At 73.1% G+C, this 16333-nt stretch carries 14 protein-coding genes; 2 read left to right on the top strand and 12 right to left on the bottom strand.

The genetic code is table 11. From position 1 onward, the window contains the following. Positions 1–28 precede the first annotated feature (28 nt). The 5 genes from AB0G08_RS25990 to AB0G08_RS25970 all read right to left on the bottom strand — a co-directional run bounded on the left by AB0G08_RS25990 (position 29) and on the right by AB0G08_RS25970 (position 6627). Positions 29–901 (bottom strand): TauD/TfdA family dioxygenase, encoded by an 873-nt coding sequence (locus AB0G08_RS25990; RefSeq protein WP_358092330.1) that lies wholly within the window; start codon positions 899–901, stop codon positions 29–31. A gap of 105 nt (positions 902–1006) precedes the next feature. After that, the gene (locus tag AB0G08_RS25985; protein ID WP_358092328.1) at positions 1007–1852 is read right to left on the bottom strand and encodes an alpha/beta fold hydrolase; all 846 of its coding nucleotides are present in this window, start codon (positions 1850–1852) and stop codon (positions 1007–1009) included. Between the two features lie 51 nt (positions 1853–1903). Then, complete coding sequence (locus AB0G08_RS25980) at positions 1904–4450, bottom strand: heavy metal translocating P-type ATPase (protein ID WP_358092326.1); 2547 nt, start codon at positions 4448–4450, stop codon at positions 1904–1906. After that, positions 4437–5450 (bottom strand): hypothetical protein, encoded by a 1014-nt coding sequence (locus AB0G08_RS25975; RefSeq protein ID WP_358092324.1) that lies wholly within the window; start codon positions 5448–5450, stop codon positions 4437–4439. The genes AB0G08_RS25980 and AB0G08_RS25975 overlap by 14 nt, the downstream gene beginning before the upstream one ends. A 154-nt stretch (positions 5451–5604) precedes the next feature. Beyond that, a complete protein-coding gene (locus AB0G08_RS25970; RefSeq protein WP_358092322.1) occupies positions 5605–6627 on the bottom strand; it encodes a ketoacyl-ACP synthase III in 1023 nt (340 codons plus the stop codon). A gap of 374 nt (positions 6628–7001) precedes the next feature. Here AB0G08_RS25970 and AB0G08_RS25965 point away from each other — a divergent pair, with 374 nt between their 5' ends. Both AB0G08_RS25965 and AB0G08_RS25960 read left to right on the top strand, forming a co-directional pair. Further along, positions 7002–7250: a hypothetical protein gene (locus tag AB0G08_RS25965; RefSeq protein ID WP_358092320.1), complete on the top strand. Its 249-nt coding sequence runs from the start codon at positions 7002–7004 to the stop codon at positions 7248–7250. Next, complete coding sequence (locus AB0G08_RS25960) at positions 7250–8443, top strand: histidine kinase (RefSeq protein WP_358092359.1); 1194 nt, start codon at positions 7250–7252, stop codon at positions 8441–8443. The genes AB0G08_RS25965 and AB0G08_RS25960 overlap by 1 nt, the downstream gene beginning before the upstream one ends. A gap of 93 nt (positions 8444–8536) precedes the next feature. Here the strand turns inward: AB0G08_RS25960 and idi are convergent, their stop codons facing one another. The 7 genes from idi to AB0G08_RS25925 form a co-directional block, all read right to left on the bottom strand. Next, on the bottom strand, positions 8537–9121 hold the full coding sequence (gene idi / locus AB0G08_RS25955; protein ID WP_358092319.1) for an isopentenyl-diphosphate Delta-isomerase: 585 nt from the start codon (positions 9119–9121) through the stop codon (positions 8537–8539). Between the two features lie 21 nt (positions 9122–9142). Then, positions 9143–10111, bottom strand: a complete 969-nt coding sequence (locus AB0G08_RS25950) for a UbiA family prenyltransferase (RefSeq protein ID WP_358092317.1) — start codon at positions 10109–10111, stop codon at positions 9143–9145. A 141-nt stretch (positions 10112–10252) separates the two neighbouring features. Continuing rightward, entirely contained in the window at positions 10253–11059 is an 807-nt protein-coding gene (locus AB0G08_RS25945) for a TauD/TfdA family dioxygenase (protein WP_357879653.1), read from the bottom strand. Continuing rightward, on the bottom strand, positions 11056–12042 hold the full coding sequence (locus tag AB0G08_RS25940; protein ID WP_358092315.1) for an isocyanide synthase family protein: 987 nt from the start codon (positions 12040–12042) through the stop codon (positions 11056–11058). Before AB0G08_RS25940 ends, AB0G08_RS25945 begins: the two co-directional genes overlap by 4 nt. Then, positions 12039–14786, bottom strand: a complete 2748-nt coding sequence (locus AB0G08_RS25935) for an AAA family ATPase (protein WP_358092313.1) — start codon at positions 14784–14786, stop codon at positions 12039–12041. Before AB0G08_RS25935 ends, AB0G08_RS25940 begins: the two co-directional genes overlap by 4 nt. A gap of 45 nt (positions 14787–14831) precedes the next feature. Then, complete coding sequence (locus AB0G08_RS25930) at positions 14832–15623, bottom strand: alpha/beta fold hydrolase (RefSeq protein WP_358092311.1); 792 nt, start codon at positions 15621–15623, stop codon at positions 14832–14834. 61 nt (positions 15624–15684) lie between these two features. Then, positions 15685–15858: a hypothetical protein gene (locus AB0G08_RS25925; RefSeq protein ID WP_358092309.1), complete on the bottom strand. Its 174-nt coding sequence runs from the start codon at positions 15856–15858 to the stop codon at positions 15685–15687. Positions 15859–16333 lie beyond the last annotated feature (475 nt).

Below are 16333 nucleotides of genomic sequence, written 5' to 3'. Positions count from 1 at the left end.
CCACCGCGGATCGAACGTCCGTGCGGGACTAAGCGGCGTCCACGTCGTCGTAGACGGTGACGCGGTAGGACACGGCCGGCTCCGGCGTCGCGGTGTGCAGCGCCCGGTGGACCAGGCTCTGGTTGTCCCAGAGGAGCATGTCGCCCTTCTCGAACGTCTGGAGGTGGATGTTCTCGTGCTGGTAGGTGCGGTCGAGCTGGCCGGTGGCCGTGAGCAGCTCGGCCAGCAGTTCCGGCCGGTCGTTGCCGTCCGCGTCCTGCACCGACAGCGTGAAGCCCTCGCTGAGGTACAGCAGGGTCTCGTCCGTGTGCGGGTGCGGGAACGCGAGCGGGCTCGTCACCGGCGGGGTCTTCGCGTTGACCTCGTCGATGATCTCCGAGATCGGCCGGTAGACGTCGGTCGGCCGGATCTTGAAGTACCGCAGCACGCTGTGCGTCGCCGTGGTGCCCTTGACGGCCAGCTTCAGCTCCTCGGAGAGCTGCTCGTAGGCCGTCGCCAGGTTGATGAAGTACGTGCCACGGTTCTTCGACGGCACGACCTGCGGGTAGATCATGGTGATGTCGAAGGGGCGCGGCATGAACTGGTAGTCCGAGTGCCAGAACTTGCCGGTCTTCGGCACCCCGATCTGGCGGCCGTCCTCCTCCTTGACGTTGGAGGAGACGAACACCTCCTTCACCTCGGGGTGGTGGTAGACCGGCTCGTAGTACTCCGCGACCCGGCCCAGCCGCTGGCCGAGCGCCAGGAACTGCCGCGGCGACAGGTCCTGGTTCTTCAGTACGACGATCTTGTTCGAGTAGATGGCCTTCTTCAGCTCGACGATGTCCTGCGCCGAGGCGGTTTCCGCGTCGAAACCCTCCACGATCACGCCGAACTTCTTTCCAGCCTGCGGGGTGATTTTCATTCGCACTCCTCTGAGCGGTGGTCCCGGGATCCGAGTACCTCAGTAGTCGCGTCCGGTCGGTCAACAGTTCCCGCCCCGACAGATTTGTGGGGCCGAATTGCCAGCTCAATTACCGCGCTGTGGGTTCACATTTCCGAGGGCTCCTCTGCGATTCTCGGCGTGCCTGTCCCGCAGCACCTGGGCGTGACAGGCGTGGATGACGGCGGCGGTGCCGTGCGGGTCGTCGCGTACGACGAAGTGGCCGCTGCCGGGGATGACGAAGTGCTGCGCCCTCGGGAGCACCCGCCGGGCCCGCAGCGCGTCGCGCAACGGGACCACGCGGTCCTGGTCGGCCCACACGAGGTTCACCGGCGTCGTGTCGGTGGCGTCGGCCTGGAACGAGTAGAGCCCCGCGTACCGGCTGAGGGCGGAGAGGTCACTGGTGATCATGGACGTCACGTCGGCGGCGGCCACCTCCGCCCGCAGGTCGGCGGGCCGGGCCGACACGCAGCCCATGACCATCCTGCGGACCACTCCCCTGCTCAGCAGCCGCCCCCGTGTCCGCGGCCCCACCGCGGCGGTCATCCGCAGCATCGCGTGGGTCCGCACCACGCACATCGAGGCGTGGCAGACCGCCCGGAACCCGATGCTGCACAGGGCCGTCACCGCCGCGACGGGCACCCGACGCGCCAGTTCGAGCGCGATCACCCCGCCGAGCGAGTGCCCGACCACGTGCGGCCTGCGCAGTCCCAGCGCGGCGATCCGCTCCGCGACGTACTCGGCGAGCCGCGGCACGACGTCACGGTCGTACGCGAGCCCCGGCACGCCGCCATGACCGGGCAGGTCGATCGCGAGGGTCCGGGCGAAGCCCGGGATGCGTTCGACGACGGCGTCCCAGCTCGCCCGGCCGAGGCCGGCCGCGTGCAGCAGCAGGAGCTGGGGATCCTCCGCGAGCCGGCTCGGCTCGGCCATGGTGCGGCTCCGTTTCTTTCGTACGACGTGCCCGCCCGACGCGTGCGCGCGTCAGGAGGCGGTGACCATCGGGCGCGACGCCTCGGCCGTGTCGGCCCGGTCCGGGAGTTCGTTGCCCGCGAGCGCCTTGAACCGCCGCAGCCGCAGGCTGTTCGACACCACGAACACCGAGCTGCCGGCCATGATCAGACCCGCCAGCATCGGGTTGAGCAGGCCGCTCGCCGCGAGCGGGATGGCCGCGACGTTGTACGCGAAGGCCCAGAACAGGTTGCCCTTGATCGTGCCGAGGGTGCGGCGCGACAGCCGGATGGCGTCCGCGACGACCCGCAGGTCACCGCGTACCACCGTCAGGTCGCCCGACTCGATCGCCACGTCGCTGCCGGTGCCCATCGCGATGCCCAGGTCGGCCTGCGCGAGCGCGGCGGCGTCGTTGACGCCGTCACCGACCATGGCGACGACCTTGCCGTCGGCCTGGAGCCGCTTGACCAGCTCGACCTTTCCGGCGGGGAGCACCTCGGCGACCACGTCGTCGATGCCCACCTCGGCCGCGATCGCCGCCGCCACCGCGGCGTTGTCGCCGGTGAGCAGGATCGGGTGCAGCCCCAGCCGCTTGAACTGCGCGACCGCCGCCCGGCTGGTGGGCTTGACCCGGTCGGACACGACGAGCATCCCCCGCAGGGCGCCGTCCCACCCGACCATGACCGACGTACGGCCCGCCGCGTCGGCGGTCGCCTTGGCGGCGGTCAGCTCCGGAGGCAGCGCGGTCGCCCACGAGCCGAGCAGCGACGCCCGGCCGACGATGACCTCGTGCCCGTCGACCGTGCCGCGCACGCCGACGCCGGTCTCGCTGGCGAAGTCCGCGACCGGGGGCAGTTCGCCGCACCGTTCCCGCGCGCCCGCGACGACGGCCCGGGCGATGGGGTGCTCCGACGCGCTCTCCAGGGCGCCCGCGAGCCGCAGCAGCTGCTCGTCGGTCTCCCCGTCGACGGGCACGACCTCCACGACGGACATCTCGCCGGTGGTCACCGTGCCGGTCTTGTCGAGCACGACGGTATCGACGCTCCGCGTGGACTCCAACACCTGCGGTCCCTTGATGAGGATGCCGAGCTGCGCGCCCCGGCCGGTGCCGACCAGCAGCGCGGTCGGCGTCGCCAGTCCCAGCGCGCACGGGCAGGCGATGATCAGCACGGCCACGGCCGCGGTGAACGCCGCCGCCGCCGGCTGGCCGGAGCCGAGCCAGTAGCCCAGCGTGGCGAGCGACAGCGCGATCACCCCGGGCACGAACACCGCCGAGACCTGGTCCGCGAGCCGCTGGACGTCGGCCTTGCCGGTCTGCGCCTCCTCGACGAGTTTGGCCATCTGCGCGAGCTGCGTCTCGCCGCCCACCCGCGTGGCGCGTACGACGAGCCGCCCGCCGGCGTTCACCGTGGCGCCGACGACCTCGTCGCCGGGCCCCACCTCGACGGGCACGGACTCGCCGGTCAGCATGCTCGCGTCGACCGCGGAGGAGCCCTCCTCCACGACGCCGTCGGTCGCCACCTTCTCACCCGGGCGCACCAGGAACCGGTCGCCGACCACGAGCGCCGAGATCGGCACGGTCGCCTCGGCGCCGTCGCGCAGCACCGTCACGTCCTTGGCGCCCAGCGACAGCAGCGCGCGCAGCGCGGCGCCGGAGCGGCGCTTCGCGCGGGCCTCGAAGTACCGGCCGCAGAGGATGAAGAGGGTCACGCCCGCGGCGACCTCGAGGTACATGTTGCCCTCGCCGGGCATCCGCTCCAGGGTGATCCGGAACGGGTGCCGCATGCCGGGCACGCCGGCCGTGCCGAGGAACAGCGTGTACAGCGACCAGACGAACGCGGCGAGCGTGCCCACCGAGACCAACGTGTCCATCGAGGCGGCGGCGTGCCGGAGGTTGGCGAAGGCGGCCCGGTGGAACGGCCACGCCCCCCACACCACGACCGGCGCGCTCAGCGTCAGGCAGGCCCACTGCCAGTACTCGAACTGGAGCTGCGAGAACATCGACAGCGCGATGACCGGCACCGCCAGCACGGCGACGACCCAGAGGCGGTGGCGGGCCGCCCGCAGCTCACGGTCGTGTTCGGCCTCCTCCTCCGCCGCCGGATCCGGGGCGTCCGCCGTCGGCGCGGCGGGCGGTTGCACCGGCCGCGCCGTGAAGCCGATCTCCTCGACGGCGGCGATCACCCGCGCCTGCGTGACCCCGGGCGGGACCAGCACCTTCGCCTTCTCGGTGGCGTAGTTGACGGTTGCCTGCACCCCGTCGATCGAGTTGAGCTGCTTCTCGATGCGCGCCGCACAGGCCGCGCACGTCATGCCGCCGATCAGCAGTTCCAGGTGGTTCTCGGCCCTGGCCGTGCGCGGCTTCGCCGGCCGGGCCGTGAAGCCGATCTCCTCGACGGCGGCGATCACCCGCTCCTCCGTGACCCCGGGCGGGACCAGCACCTTCGCCTTCTCGGTGGCGTAGTTGACGGTCGCCTGCACCCCGTCGATCGAGTTGAGGCGCTTCTCGATGCGCGCCGCACAGGCCGCGCACGTCATGCCGCCGATCAGCAGTTCCAGGTGTTTCTCAGCCGTGGCCATGCTCGGTGCCCCCCTCCGTGCCGCCGCCGCTCGTGTCGGCGGGGACAGCGGCTCCGCCGTTGCGCACGGCCTCCTCGTTGCGGGCCTTGGCCGCCGCGAAGGCCTCCTCGGTCAGGCCGTGCGGGGGCGGGTTCGGGCCCTTCACGCGCAGGGTGAACGCCGCCGTGCGCACGACGCCCTGGTGCTGGAAGTCCAGGAACAGCCGGTAGTCGCCGAAGCTGGGCGCGGTGGCGTGGAACAGGATGTCCGGACCGGGGGCGGTCTTCCCGTCGCCCGGCGTGCCGTCGGGGTGGACGTGCAGGTACGCCATGTCGCCGTCGCGCAGCGCGACCAGGTGACCGAAGGCGCCCAGGTACGGCTCCAGGTCGGTGACCGGCTTGCCGTCCTTAGCGACCCTGAGCGTCAACTTGCCGCTCTTGCCGGGCGTGAGCTCGCCGCCGAGGGTCACCGTGTACCCGTCCACCGTCGCGGTGGTCGAGGGCGCGGGCAGGGCCTCCGGCCGGTAGTCGCCCGACACCGACACGTCGGCCCCGAGCGTCTCGCCGTGGATGCCCCACAGCGGCATGTAGTCGGCGAAGACCCGGTACTCGCCCGCCGCCGCGAAGGTCAGCGGCACCCGCCACACGCCGTCCGCGCCGAGGTTCGGGTGGACGTGCTGGAAGTTCGTCAGGTCGCGCCGCGCCACGATGAGGTGCATCAGCTTCTCGTGCTGCGGCTTGTACTTCACCAGCGGCGTGCCGTCGTGTTGCACGATCTGGAAGGCGAAGGTCTGCTTCGTGCCCGCCCGGACGTTGTCCGTGATCACCTTCAGGTTCATGCTCTCGTGGGAGAGGGTCAGGCCGTACGAGGACTCCTCTGCCACGGCGGCCGGCTTCGCGGCGGGTACGGGTGCGGGTGCGGCGGTTGGCGGGGGCCCGACCACGCGGCCGACGGTGTAGGCGCTCCCGAGCACCAGCACCAGGGCGAGCGCGAACGCGCCGAGCTTCGTCAAGGTCTTCATTGGTAACCGTCCTGTGTCGACAGGGTTGGCGTGGAAGCGGGCCGGGGGCGGGGAGCCGCCCTCCCGCGATCGGGTCCCTCGTGGGGGTCGGCCGGGCGGCCTGTCACCGGTCTGCGCGGCGCGGACAGCGGTGTGCGGGGGCCGGCCGGCGGGCTCACCGGTCACCGCCGGGGTCCGGGCCGGGGGCCCGGCCCCAGCGCAGCAGGCACGCCCCGAACGACATCCCCCCGCCGAACGCCAGCAGGAGGACGAGGTCTCCGTCGCGGAGCAGCCCGGCCCGGTTGGCGTGGTCGAGGGTGAGCGGCACCGAGGCGCTGCCGCAGTTCGCGTACTCCTCCACCGTGCGGTGCGTGTGCGCGGCGGTCAGCCCGCACGCGCGCACCAGCTCGTCGAGGAGCAGGCCGTTGGGCTGGTGCGGCACGACGTGCGCGACGTCCGCCGCGCCGACGCCCGCCCTGGCCAGCAGCTTGTCCACGAACGGCGGGACCTCCTGCAGGACGAGCTCGGTGACGCCCCGGCCGTGCATGCGGAAGAAGTGGTCGCCGTCCGCCACGGTCGTGGCGGACGCCGGCAGCCGGCTGCCGCCCGCCGCGACCCGGATCAGGTCGCCGGCGTCGCCCCGGCTGGCCAGCTCGTACTCGACGACACCGCGCCCCGGTGGCGCCGTCCCCACGACGGCCGCGCCGGCGCCGTCGCCGAACAGCACGGCGGTGCGCCGGTCGTCGAAGTCCAGGATGCGCGAGTACACGTCGGCGCCGACCACGAGCGCGTGGGTGCCCGGCCGGTCCGCCACCAGCGACTGCGCCAGCACCAGGGCGTGCACGAATCCCGCGCACACCGCGTTGACGTCGAAGCACGCGGCCCCGTACGCGCCGAGACGTTCCTGCACCAGGCAGGCCGTCGGCGGCTGCGGATGGTCCGGGGTCGACGTCGACACGATGAGGTAGTCGACGCGGTCGACACCGAGGTCCGCGTCCCGCAGCGCGCGGGCCGCGGCCCGCACGGCGAGGTCCGACGTGGCCTCCTCCGCCGCCGCGAAACGGCGCGAACGAATGGCGGTCTTGCGTACGATCCATTCCGGACTCGCACCCGGGACGCGACGCGCGATTTCCTCGTTCGGCAATGCTCGCGCGGGCACCCAGGATCCGGTGCCCAGAATTCCGACGGATGAGGACACAGCAGCCTCCAGAGAGGAGAGGCATTTCGTGCCTGCAAATTAGCCGAGTGGAACCATCGACCGCAATCATGTGCACCACCGATCGACACGACCCGCCGCACAAATTACCGGGCGATGGCGGAAACGATTTCACGGCGATGGAACGCGCAATTTCCGGACCACCCGGGGGCCTCCGCCGCCGCACCGGCGCACGGTTCACCCGTGCAGTTCTCCCGGGGCGGTCGTGACACGCGGGGATGGGCTCCGGCGCGTGGCCGCCGCCATGCTGACGGCACGACCGACGCGCGGCGAGGTCCTGCGGCACGACCGGCGACCCCACGGGGTGGGCCGGTGGACGCCTCGCCGCACCGACCAGGACCGGACGGAGGCCACCCATGACGGCGCAGACCGCCGCGACGCCCCATCCCGTCGGCGGGCCCACCGGATGGCGGCCCCGGGATCCGGTGCCGCGAGCGGATCCCCGTCGGCACGAACTCATCGTGACCGATACCATGCATTCCGTGGTTATCGGGATCCAGGAGGCGACCATGTCGATCGTGCCGCCGCCCGGGTCGGCGCATCCGGTCGTGCCAGGTGTGCCGGCGGCCGGCACGCGCCACGTCCGCAGCGGGCCGTGGCGCTGATGGTCACCGGGACCCGGCCGACCGGCCTGACGCAGACCCCCACCGCGCCGGCCCAGGCCCTGTCGACCCCGGGCATGCGCCGGGCGAGCCTGTGCGTCCTGGCGGGCGCCGCGAGCGGGGTCGCGGCGTGCACACTGCTCGCCGCCCTGGAGATGCGTCGCGAGCCCGATCCGCGCGGGATGGTGCTCGGCGCGGTCGGGGTGCTGCTCCTGGTCGTGGCGCTCGCCGGGGCGCTGTACCGGTCGGTCGTGTCGTGGCCGGCGGCGGCGCCGACCGCCCGGTGGCTGCTCGCCGGCTGCGCCACGGCCGCCGTGCTGTCCGTCCCGCTCGTCGGGCCGGTCGGGGGCACCCCCGGGCGCGCCTGGGCGTTCGTGGGGGCCGCGCTCGTCGGGGCCGCGCCGCTGCTGCTACCGATGCGCTACGCGGCGACCCTGATGGCCGCGACGGTGCTGCTGGCCGCGGTGACGGCCTGGTGGCTCGGCGGCCCCGTGCGCGGCGCGGTGACCGTCACGGTGGTGCTCGGTCTGTCGGTGGCGGTGTGGAACGTGCTGCACCTGTGGTTCTGGACGTTCCGGGCGCAGGCCAGGGAGGGGCGCGACGCCCTGGCCCGCCTGGCGGCGGCCGAGGAGCGACTGCGGTGCGCCCGGGACGTCTACGCCCTGCTCGCGAACGAGCTGTCGGCGCTCGTCCTCAAGGCGGAGCTGGCGTCACGACTGGCACTGGTCGACGGGGAGCGGACCCGCAAGGAGACCGTCGAGATGCGGGCGCTCGCGGCGGCCGCGCTGGCCCGGATGCGCGAGGCCGTGCACGGCTACCGCAGCGTCGGCCTGCGCGAGCAGGCGAACACGGTGGCCCGGGTGCTGCGCAACTCCGGCGTGCGGTGCACCGTGACGCAGCCGGAGCAGGACCTGCCGCCCGCGCTCACCGGGCCGCTGGTGTCCGTGCTGCGGGAGGCGGGCACCCACGTGCTGCGGCACGGCGAGGCGCGGTGGTGCACCATCGAGATCGTCCGCGAGGGGTCCGCGGCACGGCTGACGATGGTCAACGACGGCGCCGGCGCCGGTGGCCCGGACATCGACCGCAGCGGGCTGCCGGGGCTGGCCGACCGGCTGCGGGAGGCGGGCGGCACGCTGCGCACCTGGCGGAAGGACGGCACGTTCACCGTGGAGGCCGCCGTCCGGGCCGGGTCGTGACCGGCCCGGGCGGCGGGCGCGACACCACCGGCGCCGCAACCGGACGGCGGACCGGCCCTCCTCGCGGGGTGGGCCCGGTCCGCCGCCCGCCGCTCAGCCGGTGGCCGTCAGCGCCCCGCCGGGCAGGAGGGACTCGTCGGCCGTGGGCCACCGCGTCGGATCGTCGCCGAGGGTGACCAGCTCGGCGACCTGGAGGCGACACCACGGCGACACGGAGATGTCGCCCGTGGCCACGGCGTACACGAAGTCCGCCCAGTCGACCCACTCGAAGTCGCCGATGGCGCGCGGGTCGGGGCTCGGGCGATCGTCGGTCACCACCCGGAACACCGGAGAGACCGCGTTCTCCGCCACGCCGTTGTCCATCGTGGCGCGGTACCGGAACGCGGGCAGGACCAGGTCCGGCGCCGGCGCCGCCAGGCCGAGCTCGGCGCGCACCGTGCGGGTCACCGCCGCGGGGACCGGTTCCCCCGGCACCGGATGCCCGTAGCACGAGTTCGTCCAGATCCCCGGCCACGTGCGCGTCCGGTCGCTGCGCATGGTGAGCAGCAGCTTCGCGTCGCTGGTGAAGACGTAACAGGAGAACGCCAGGTGCAACGGCGTACGCAGGTGGTGCACCGTCGCGCCCTCCGTGGCACCCACGGGCCGTCCCTGTTCGTCGAGCAGCACGACCTGCGCCATGGTGTCCCTCCCCACCGGGATTCAGCTCGCCTGTGCGAAGGCGGCGGCGATCACGGTTCCCCAGCCGGTGCTCGCCACCTGCAACGGCACCAGCTTCGCCCGGGGCCGCAGGAACGCCAGCGCGTCCGCGAGGGGCTTGCCGCGCACGCCGCGCCAGGTGCCCGACACGTGCACCAGCGCGAACGCGATGGCCACGATCATCGGGACGGCGCCCCAGGTGAACCCGCCGATGGCGAGCACCGACACGCACACCGTGGAGCCGCCGACCGCGATCAGCCCGCTCGCGACCGCCATCGCGCGGGTCAGGCCCAGCGCGCGCACACACGTGCGGATGTTGAAGGCGGCGTCCTCCGGCCAGTCCTCGGCGGTGTTGACCATGACGATGCCGACCTGGTTCGCGCCGAACCCGACGATCACGGCCAGCAGCGGCCACGACAGCTCACCGGGCACGGACCGTACGACGACGAGCATCGGCAGCCAGATCAGCACCGCGGCGAGGCCGGGGATCTGCCCCACGCCGGAGCTCTTCAGGTGCACCGGCGGGATCGAGTACTGCGCGCCGATCCAGAGGGTGAACGCGACCAGGGGCAGGATGTCCCAGTGCCCGGTGCGGAAGGTGAAGTAGGTCGCGAGGGCGAGCACGCCCACGCCGGTGGCGGCGATCTGCCACCGCACGTTGCGCAGCCCCAGCCCGTACACCGCCTCGGACAGCCACGTCTTGTACACCGCGTCGACGTCGCGGTCGGCATACGCGTTGGTCATGTCGATGAAGTGCATGATGGACAGCGCCATCACGATCACCAGCGCGAAGTGGACGGAGGCCAGGGCGCTCACGTCGTCCACCGACAGCAGCGACGGGATCGCGTAGATGGCCAGCATCACGGGCAGGAACTCGACCCGGCGGATGCGGATGGAGTGGTAGATCGGGCGCCGGGCGGTGGCCGGCGCCGGTGTGGGGGGCACGCCGGCGCGCGCCTCATCGACGGTCATGGTGTCTTCCTTCGAGGTTGAGGAGCAGGGTGGCGCTCACCGGGCCGGCGAGCACGGTTGTCGCTGCGGCGGCGGTGCCGGTGCGGGCCGGTCCGGCTCGGCGGTCACCGCGCCCTCCCTCGTGAGCGCCCCTGACCGTGGTCAGAGGATCTGGATCCGCTGGAGGTGCCGGGAGGAGTTGCCGCGGAAGGCGTTGCGGCCGTGCAGCAGCGCCTGGTTGTCGACGGCGACGATGTCCCCGTCGACCCACTCGTGGTGGTAGCAGACGTCCGGGTGGTGCAGCCGGTCGCGCAGGTCGGCCATGAACGGCTCAGCCTCCTCCGCCGACCTGCCGCCGATGGACACCCAGACCGGGTTGCGGTACCGCTCCGGGTCGAGCGGCTCGCCGTACCGCATGATCGTCTCGCCGGTCTCCGAGTGCGTGGTGAGCAGGGGCGACACGGTCTCGCCGCCGTAGTAGCCGAGCTTCTCCGTGCGGTAGCTGACCTCCGTCGCCGCCCACTCGCGCACCAGCTCCGGCGAGGCGCGCCGGATCACGTCGGTGCTGTCGGAGAAGACCGTCTCGCCACCGCCGCCGGGCACCGGCGCCTCGACGCACTGGAAGAGGAAGTACCGGGGCGCGGCGCGCGCGAACGCGCCGTCCCAGTGGAACGGCACGTCCGTACGGCTGAACAGGTAGTTCTTCGGGTCCTCCTGGACCACCAGGTCCAGCACGGCGCCGAAGTCCCAGGTCAGCACCTCGCCCCAGGTCTCGCAGTAGGCGACGAGGTCCTCCCTGCTCAGCAGGGGGAAGCCGCGCAGCACGACCACCTTGGACTCGATCGTCCAGCGCTCCAGCGTCGCGGGCGCGATGTCCCGCAGGTCGGCGCCGTCGTGGGCCGCCGTCAGCAGCGTGCCGAACGGCGCCAGCGGCGTCCGCTCGAGGCGTAGCTCGTCCGCCGTGGTCATGACGCGATCTCCTCCTGCCGGAAGTGGGGGTTGACGTAGTGGCTCGGCCGGCCGTTGCGCCAGACGAGCGAGGCCCGGTCACTCTCGGCCTGGCTGCGCTTGACCAGCGTCAGGTTGACGCCGTCGTCGAGGACCACGCCGTGCCACGGCGTGAGCCAGCTGTCCCTGGTACGGATGAGGTGGAGGCCGATCTTCTCGGCGTGCCGGGGCTGCGGGTGGATCGACAGCCGCAGCGAGTCGGGGAACTTCGTGCCGACCAGGTCTCCCCAGGCCCGGCTGCGCCGGATCATCTGGTAGGCGAACTCCTTGCAGTGCTCGCGCAGCTTGGTCCGGCTCATGCCGGGGTGCAGCGGGGCCTGGTCCTCGAGCATGAAGCGGTGCATGCCGTTGAACAGCGACCGGGCGCCCAGGTCGGTCAGCACCTCGGCGCGGATGTCCTCCAGGGGCGTGGCGTACTCGGCGAGGAGCCGCCGGCGCATCTCGTCGTAGGACATCGCCCCGAACGCGTCGTCGAGCGAGTACATCGAGACCGCGGACGCGCCGGTCTGTTCGATGATGCGCTGCATCTCCGTGCGGTACGCGGTCACGTCCTCGTCGGGGATGCCGAGCAGGTCGGAGAAGACGTGGCCGTCGGAGCAGATCAGGATCCGCGCGCCCGTCGGGTGGTAGTGGCTGACCTGCTCGCAGAAGGACTGGAGGAACTCGACGGAGATCCGCTCGCCGAGGTCGGGCAGCGAACCGACCACCTTCTCCGGGTTGCGGGACTTCGCGGGGAACGCCGGCAGCACGAAGTGCAGCGGTTCGCCGCTGCGCACGTAGCGGCCCACCCGCTCCTCGTGGGTGGCGAAGCAGTCGTCGCACGGCTGCGCTGCGCACGGGTCGTCGGCGTGTTCGAGACGGCGGAAGCGGAAGACCAGTTCGAGTATCTGCCGGGCGAGCGTGCGCTCCCGGCTACCGACCTGTTCGTCCTCGGCAACGGTCATGTCGTGTCCGATCGCATCGTGGTTTCCTTGTCGCCGGCGGACGGGCCGACCGGGGCGACCCGCCGGCGCCGCGCGGCACGCGCGCCCTTCGGCGGGTCGATGTGCACCAGCTCCGTACGCGTGCTGATCTTCAACTTCCGGTACGCCCGCGTCAGGTGCTGCTCGACGGTGCTGACGGTGATGAACAGCCGGTCGCCGATCTCCCGGTTGGTGTGCCCCCGGGCGGCCAGGTTCACGACGCGGCGCTCGGCGTCGGTCAGCGTGGCGAGCCCGTCCTTCGCGCCGGCCACCGGAGGGTCGAGGGTGTCGTCGGACGGCTTGAGCTTGCGCCGCAGCAGTTCGGCGTGGCAGCCCTCGGCGAGCTGGAGGGCGTGCGCGCCCATCATCTTGGCGCGCCCGAACTCGCCGAGGGCGTGCCCGGTCTGGCTCAGGTCCGCGAAGACGTGCGCCAGTTCGTGCCGGTCCCCGCTGGCGTGCAGCAGGTCCATCGCCTCGCGGAGCATCACCTGGCGTTGCTTGGGCGCGTACGCCGCCGCCAGCGCCCGCAGCCCCATGCCCTTGGCGCGCGGGGCGTCGCCGCCCGGCAGCGCCAGGTGTTCGGTGACCAGCTTCCGGGCCCGCTCCGGCCGACCCATCCGCACGTACAGCCGGGCGAGGTCGACCCGCCACGGCAGCGTGGAGGGATCGTCGGCGCCCCAGCCCACGGCGAGCTGGCCGGTGGTCTGGAAGTCCGCGAGCGCGGCGTGCCGCCGGTCCACGGCGTCGTAGTAGACGCCCCGGGCCCGCAGGTACTGCGGCCAGAACAGGCTCTGGCGCATCGCGGCCGGCGTCGGCTCCCGCAGGGCCGCCTCGGCCCGGGCGAGCTGCCCGGTCATCGTGCAGGCGAGGACGAGGTGCGCGAGCGGCGAGCCGACGGCGACGCCCCACGCGGCGGGCGGCATCGTGGCCAGCGCGTCGCGCGCGTGCCGCTCGGCGGCGGCGAGGTCGCCACGGCACAGGGCGACGGCGGCGCGCACGTCGGTCAGGACGGCCCGCCAGCTCGTGATGTCGTGCGAGTCGGCCTCCTCGGCCAGCTTCCCGCACCACTCGGCGGCACGGTCGAGGTGGCCGGCGCTGATCAGCACCCGCAGCGCGTGCCACACCGAGACCAGGAGGGAGTCACCGGGGCGGGCGCGTTGCAGCACCTCCTCGGCGCGGTCGACGGCCGCCCCCGGCCCGGGGTCGCCGGGAGCGTCGCCGCCGTGCGGGCGGCAGTGCCGCAGCCACTCGCGGGTGGCGAGGTGGTCGGCGCCGAGGTCCGGGTCCGGGTGCGCGGTGAGGTCACCCACCCCGTCGAGCGCCTCCACCGCCTCGTCGTGCCTGCCCTGCCAGGCGAGCGACCGGGCGAGCAGCAGCGTGTCGGCCTCGTCGAGGAGGCCGGCGCGGCCCGCCCTCGCCAGCGACGACAGGTGACGCGGAACCGCCTCGGGGTCGCTGCGCCAGTGCACCCGGACGAGGGCGGCCTCCACGGCGGCCCGCTCGCGGCCGTCCTCGGTGGATCGCAGCGCCAGTTCCAGGCAGTCCGCGGCGTGCCGTACGGCGCCGTCGGCGACGGCCTCCGTGGCCGCCGCGACCAGCACCGGCGTGGCCCAGGGCTCGGCCGGCTCACCGACGCCCACCAGGTGCGCGGCCACCTCGGCGGGGGACGCGCCGTCCTCGTGCAGCAGGCGCGCGGCCCGCGACCGCAGCGCCGACTGCGTGCGCGGCGGGCAGTCGTCGAGCACCGCGGCGCGTACCGCCGGGTGGTGGTAGGCGTGGCCCTCGGTGAGGCCGGCCTCGGTGAGCGCGCCGAGCACCTGCCGGGTGGTCGCCGCGCAGAGGCCCACCAGGCCGGTGACGAGCCCGGCGGACGCGGCGGGGCCGACGATCGCGAGAGCGCGGGCGACGTCGAGCAGCCGGGGGTCGCTGCGGTGCAGGCAGGCGAGCGCGGCCTGGACGAACGACTCGCCCACCGTCGGCGCGACGTCCCCGTCGGCGCCGGTGAGGGCGTCGTCGAGCAGCGCGTGCACGAGCATCGGGTTGCCGCCGCTGACGGCGTGCGCCGAGGCGGCGAGCCGCCGGGCGGCCTCCGGCCGGAGCCGCTCGGCGAGCAGCCGGCCGACGCCGTCGGGCGACAGCGGGAGCAGCCGCAGGTGACGGCAGTGCGGTTGCCGCGTGAGTTCCGCCCGAAACGCCGCCGCCTCGGGCCGCGCGCCGACGCAGCCACTCAGCACGAGCAGCACCCGCGCGAACCGGATGCGCCGTTGCAGGTACAGCAGCGCCTGCAACGACAGGGAGTCCGCGAACTGGACGTCGTCGACGACCACCACCAGGGGGCGGTCGGCGGCGACGTCGAGCAGGACCTGGCAGACATCCTCCAGCAGCTGCGCGTCGCCGTGCCGCAGGGTGGGTGCGTCCGGGTCCCCCGCCGGCCCGGTGTCGCGCCGCAGCAGCGGCAGGTGGTCGGTCGAGGTGGTCTGGGCCCGGAGGCTGTGGAACAGCTGGCCCACCACCCCCAGGGGGATCAGGCTCTCCGCGACCGAACAGGCCGCGGTCAGCACGAGCGCGCCGTCGCCGACCGCCACCTCGGCGACGGCGTTCACCAGCCGGGTCTTCCCGCTGGCGACGCCGCCGTCGACCAGCGCGACCCGGCCCTGGCCCGCGGCAGCCGTCGCGTACGTCTCGGCGAGGTCGGACAGCAGGTGTTCTCTCTCGATCAGTGCCATGTGGGTCACCTCCGGACACTCCTGAGGCTCGGGTCGACCGGCGACTCACCCCGGTTGTTCGGCGTGGGCGACCGTGGCGCCGCCGCGCGAAGCCGAGCTGAGCGACCGGGTGTGCGCCCTGACGCTGCGCAGCACCGCGGACATGTTGTCGTTGAGATAGAAGTGACCGCCCGGGTGGACGACGAGATCGAACCCGGCGTCGGTGTGTTCCCGCCACGCCCGCGCCTCGTCGACCGTCACCCGCGGGTCGCTGTCACCGATGTGCGCGACGATCGGGCAGTCCAGCCGTGGCGCGGGCCGGTACTCGTAGGTCTCGGCCGCGGTGTAGTCGGAGCGGATGGCCGGCAGGACCATCCGCACCACCTCCTCGTCCGCCAGCAGGGCGCTGTCCGTGCCCGCCAGGGCGCGTACCTCGGCGATCAGGCCGGCGTCGTCCCGCAGGTGGTTCCGCTCCTCCTTGCGGAGGTGCGGCGCCCGCCTGCCGGAGACGAACAGCGCGGTCGGGCTGACGCCCGCCCGCCGCAGCCTCAGCGCGACCTCGAACCCGATGGTCGCGCCGAGACTGTGACCGAACACGGCGATCGGCCGGTCGACCAGCGGAAGCAGCGCCGCCACCAGCCGGTCCGCGATCTCGTGGACCGACGTGAGGCCCAGCTCCCGCAACCGGTCCTGGCGACCGGGGTACTGGACGGCCAGCACGTCGACCTCGGGTGCGAGCGTCCTGGCCACCCGGACGAAGTAGCTCGCCGAGCCGCCCGCGTGCGGCAGGCACAGCAGCCTGGTCGCCGCCTCGTCCGCCGGATGGAACCGGCGCACCCACAGGTCGGTGTCTGTCATCTCGTCCCCCCGCGAATCAGCTCGTGGTCGCCGGTGCCGGCGCGGTCGCGCCGGCGCTGCGTCAGCGGCCCGCGTCCGTCCGGGCCTCGCTCCAGCTGATCGTGGTGGGTCGGACCGCCGCCAGGTCGCTGGTGGTCCAGCTGTCCACGACGTCGATGCGGACGTCACCCTCCGCCGGAACGTCGGCCCCGTCGAAGAAGAAGGCATTGAGAATCTCGGTCGCGTTGACAGACATGGGAGTCCCCTCTCGCACAGCTTGGCCCGGTGGTGCGGAACGCCACCTAAACCTGCTGGACGGGTACGTGTTTCAACAAGGTCTGCGTTCACCGTCTCCACGACGGTTCGTCACAGCGGAATCGTGAATCTCTCATACCCGTCACACATGGCAGGCTCGGTGACCTTTGTCAATACCCGGTCCGGCCGCCCGCGCCTTCGGCAGCGCCGCACTCCAGGTCGGCCGGCGACCCGGGAGGCCCTTGTGCGACAGGGGTCACGAGCGGTGGGCCGGCCGGCGGAGCGGGCCACGGGAATTGCTCCCCGCCGGCCGCGGGAGCAACCTTCGGGAGGTCACGGGCACTGTTCCCCGTCCGGCCGTGCGCCGTTCACCTGGCCCGGATGAGGAACTCACGCCCCACCACCACCCGACAATGCCTGACCAGCAACTCCACACTGACGACCCGATAACCCACACCATGCACCCCCACCTCCTG

This window comes from Micromonospora sp. NPDC023644 (assembly GCF_040640115.1).
GTDB lineage: Bacteria > Actinomycetota > Actinomycetes > Mycobacteriales > Micromonosporaceae > Micromonospora.
This window is presented reverse-complemented; position numbering and strand designations above follow the sequence as displayed.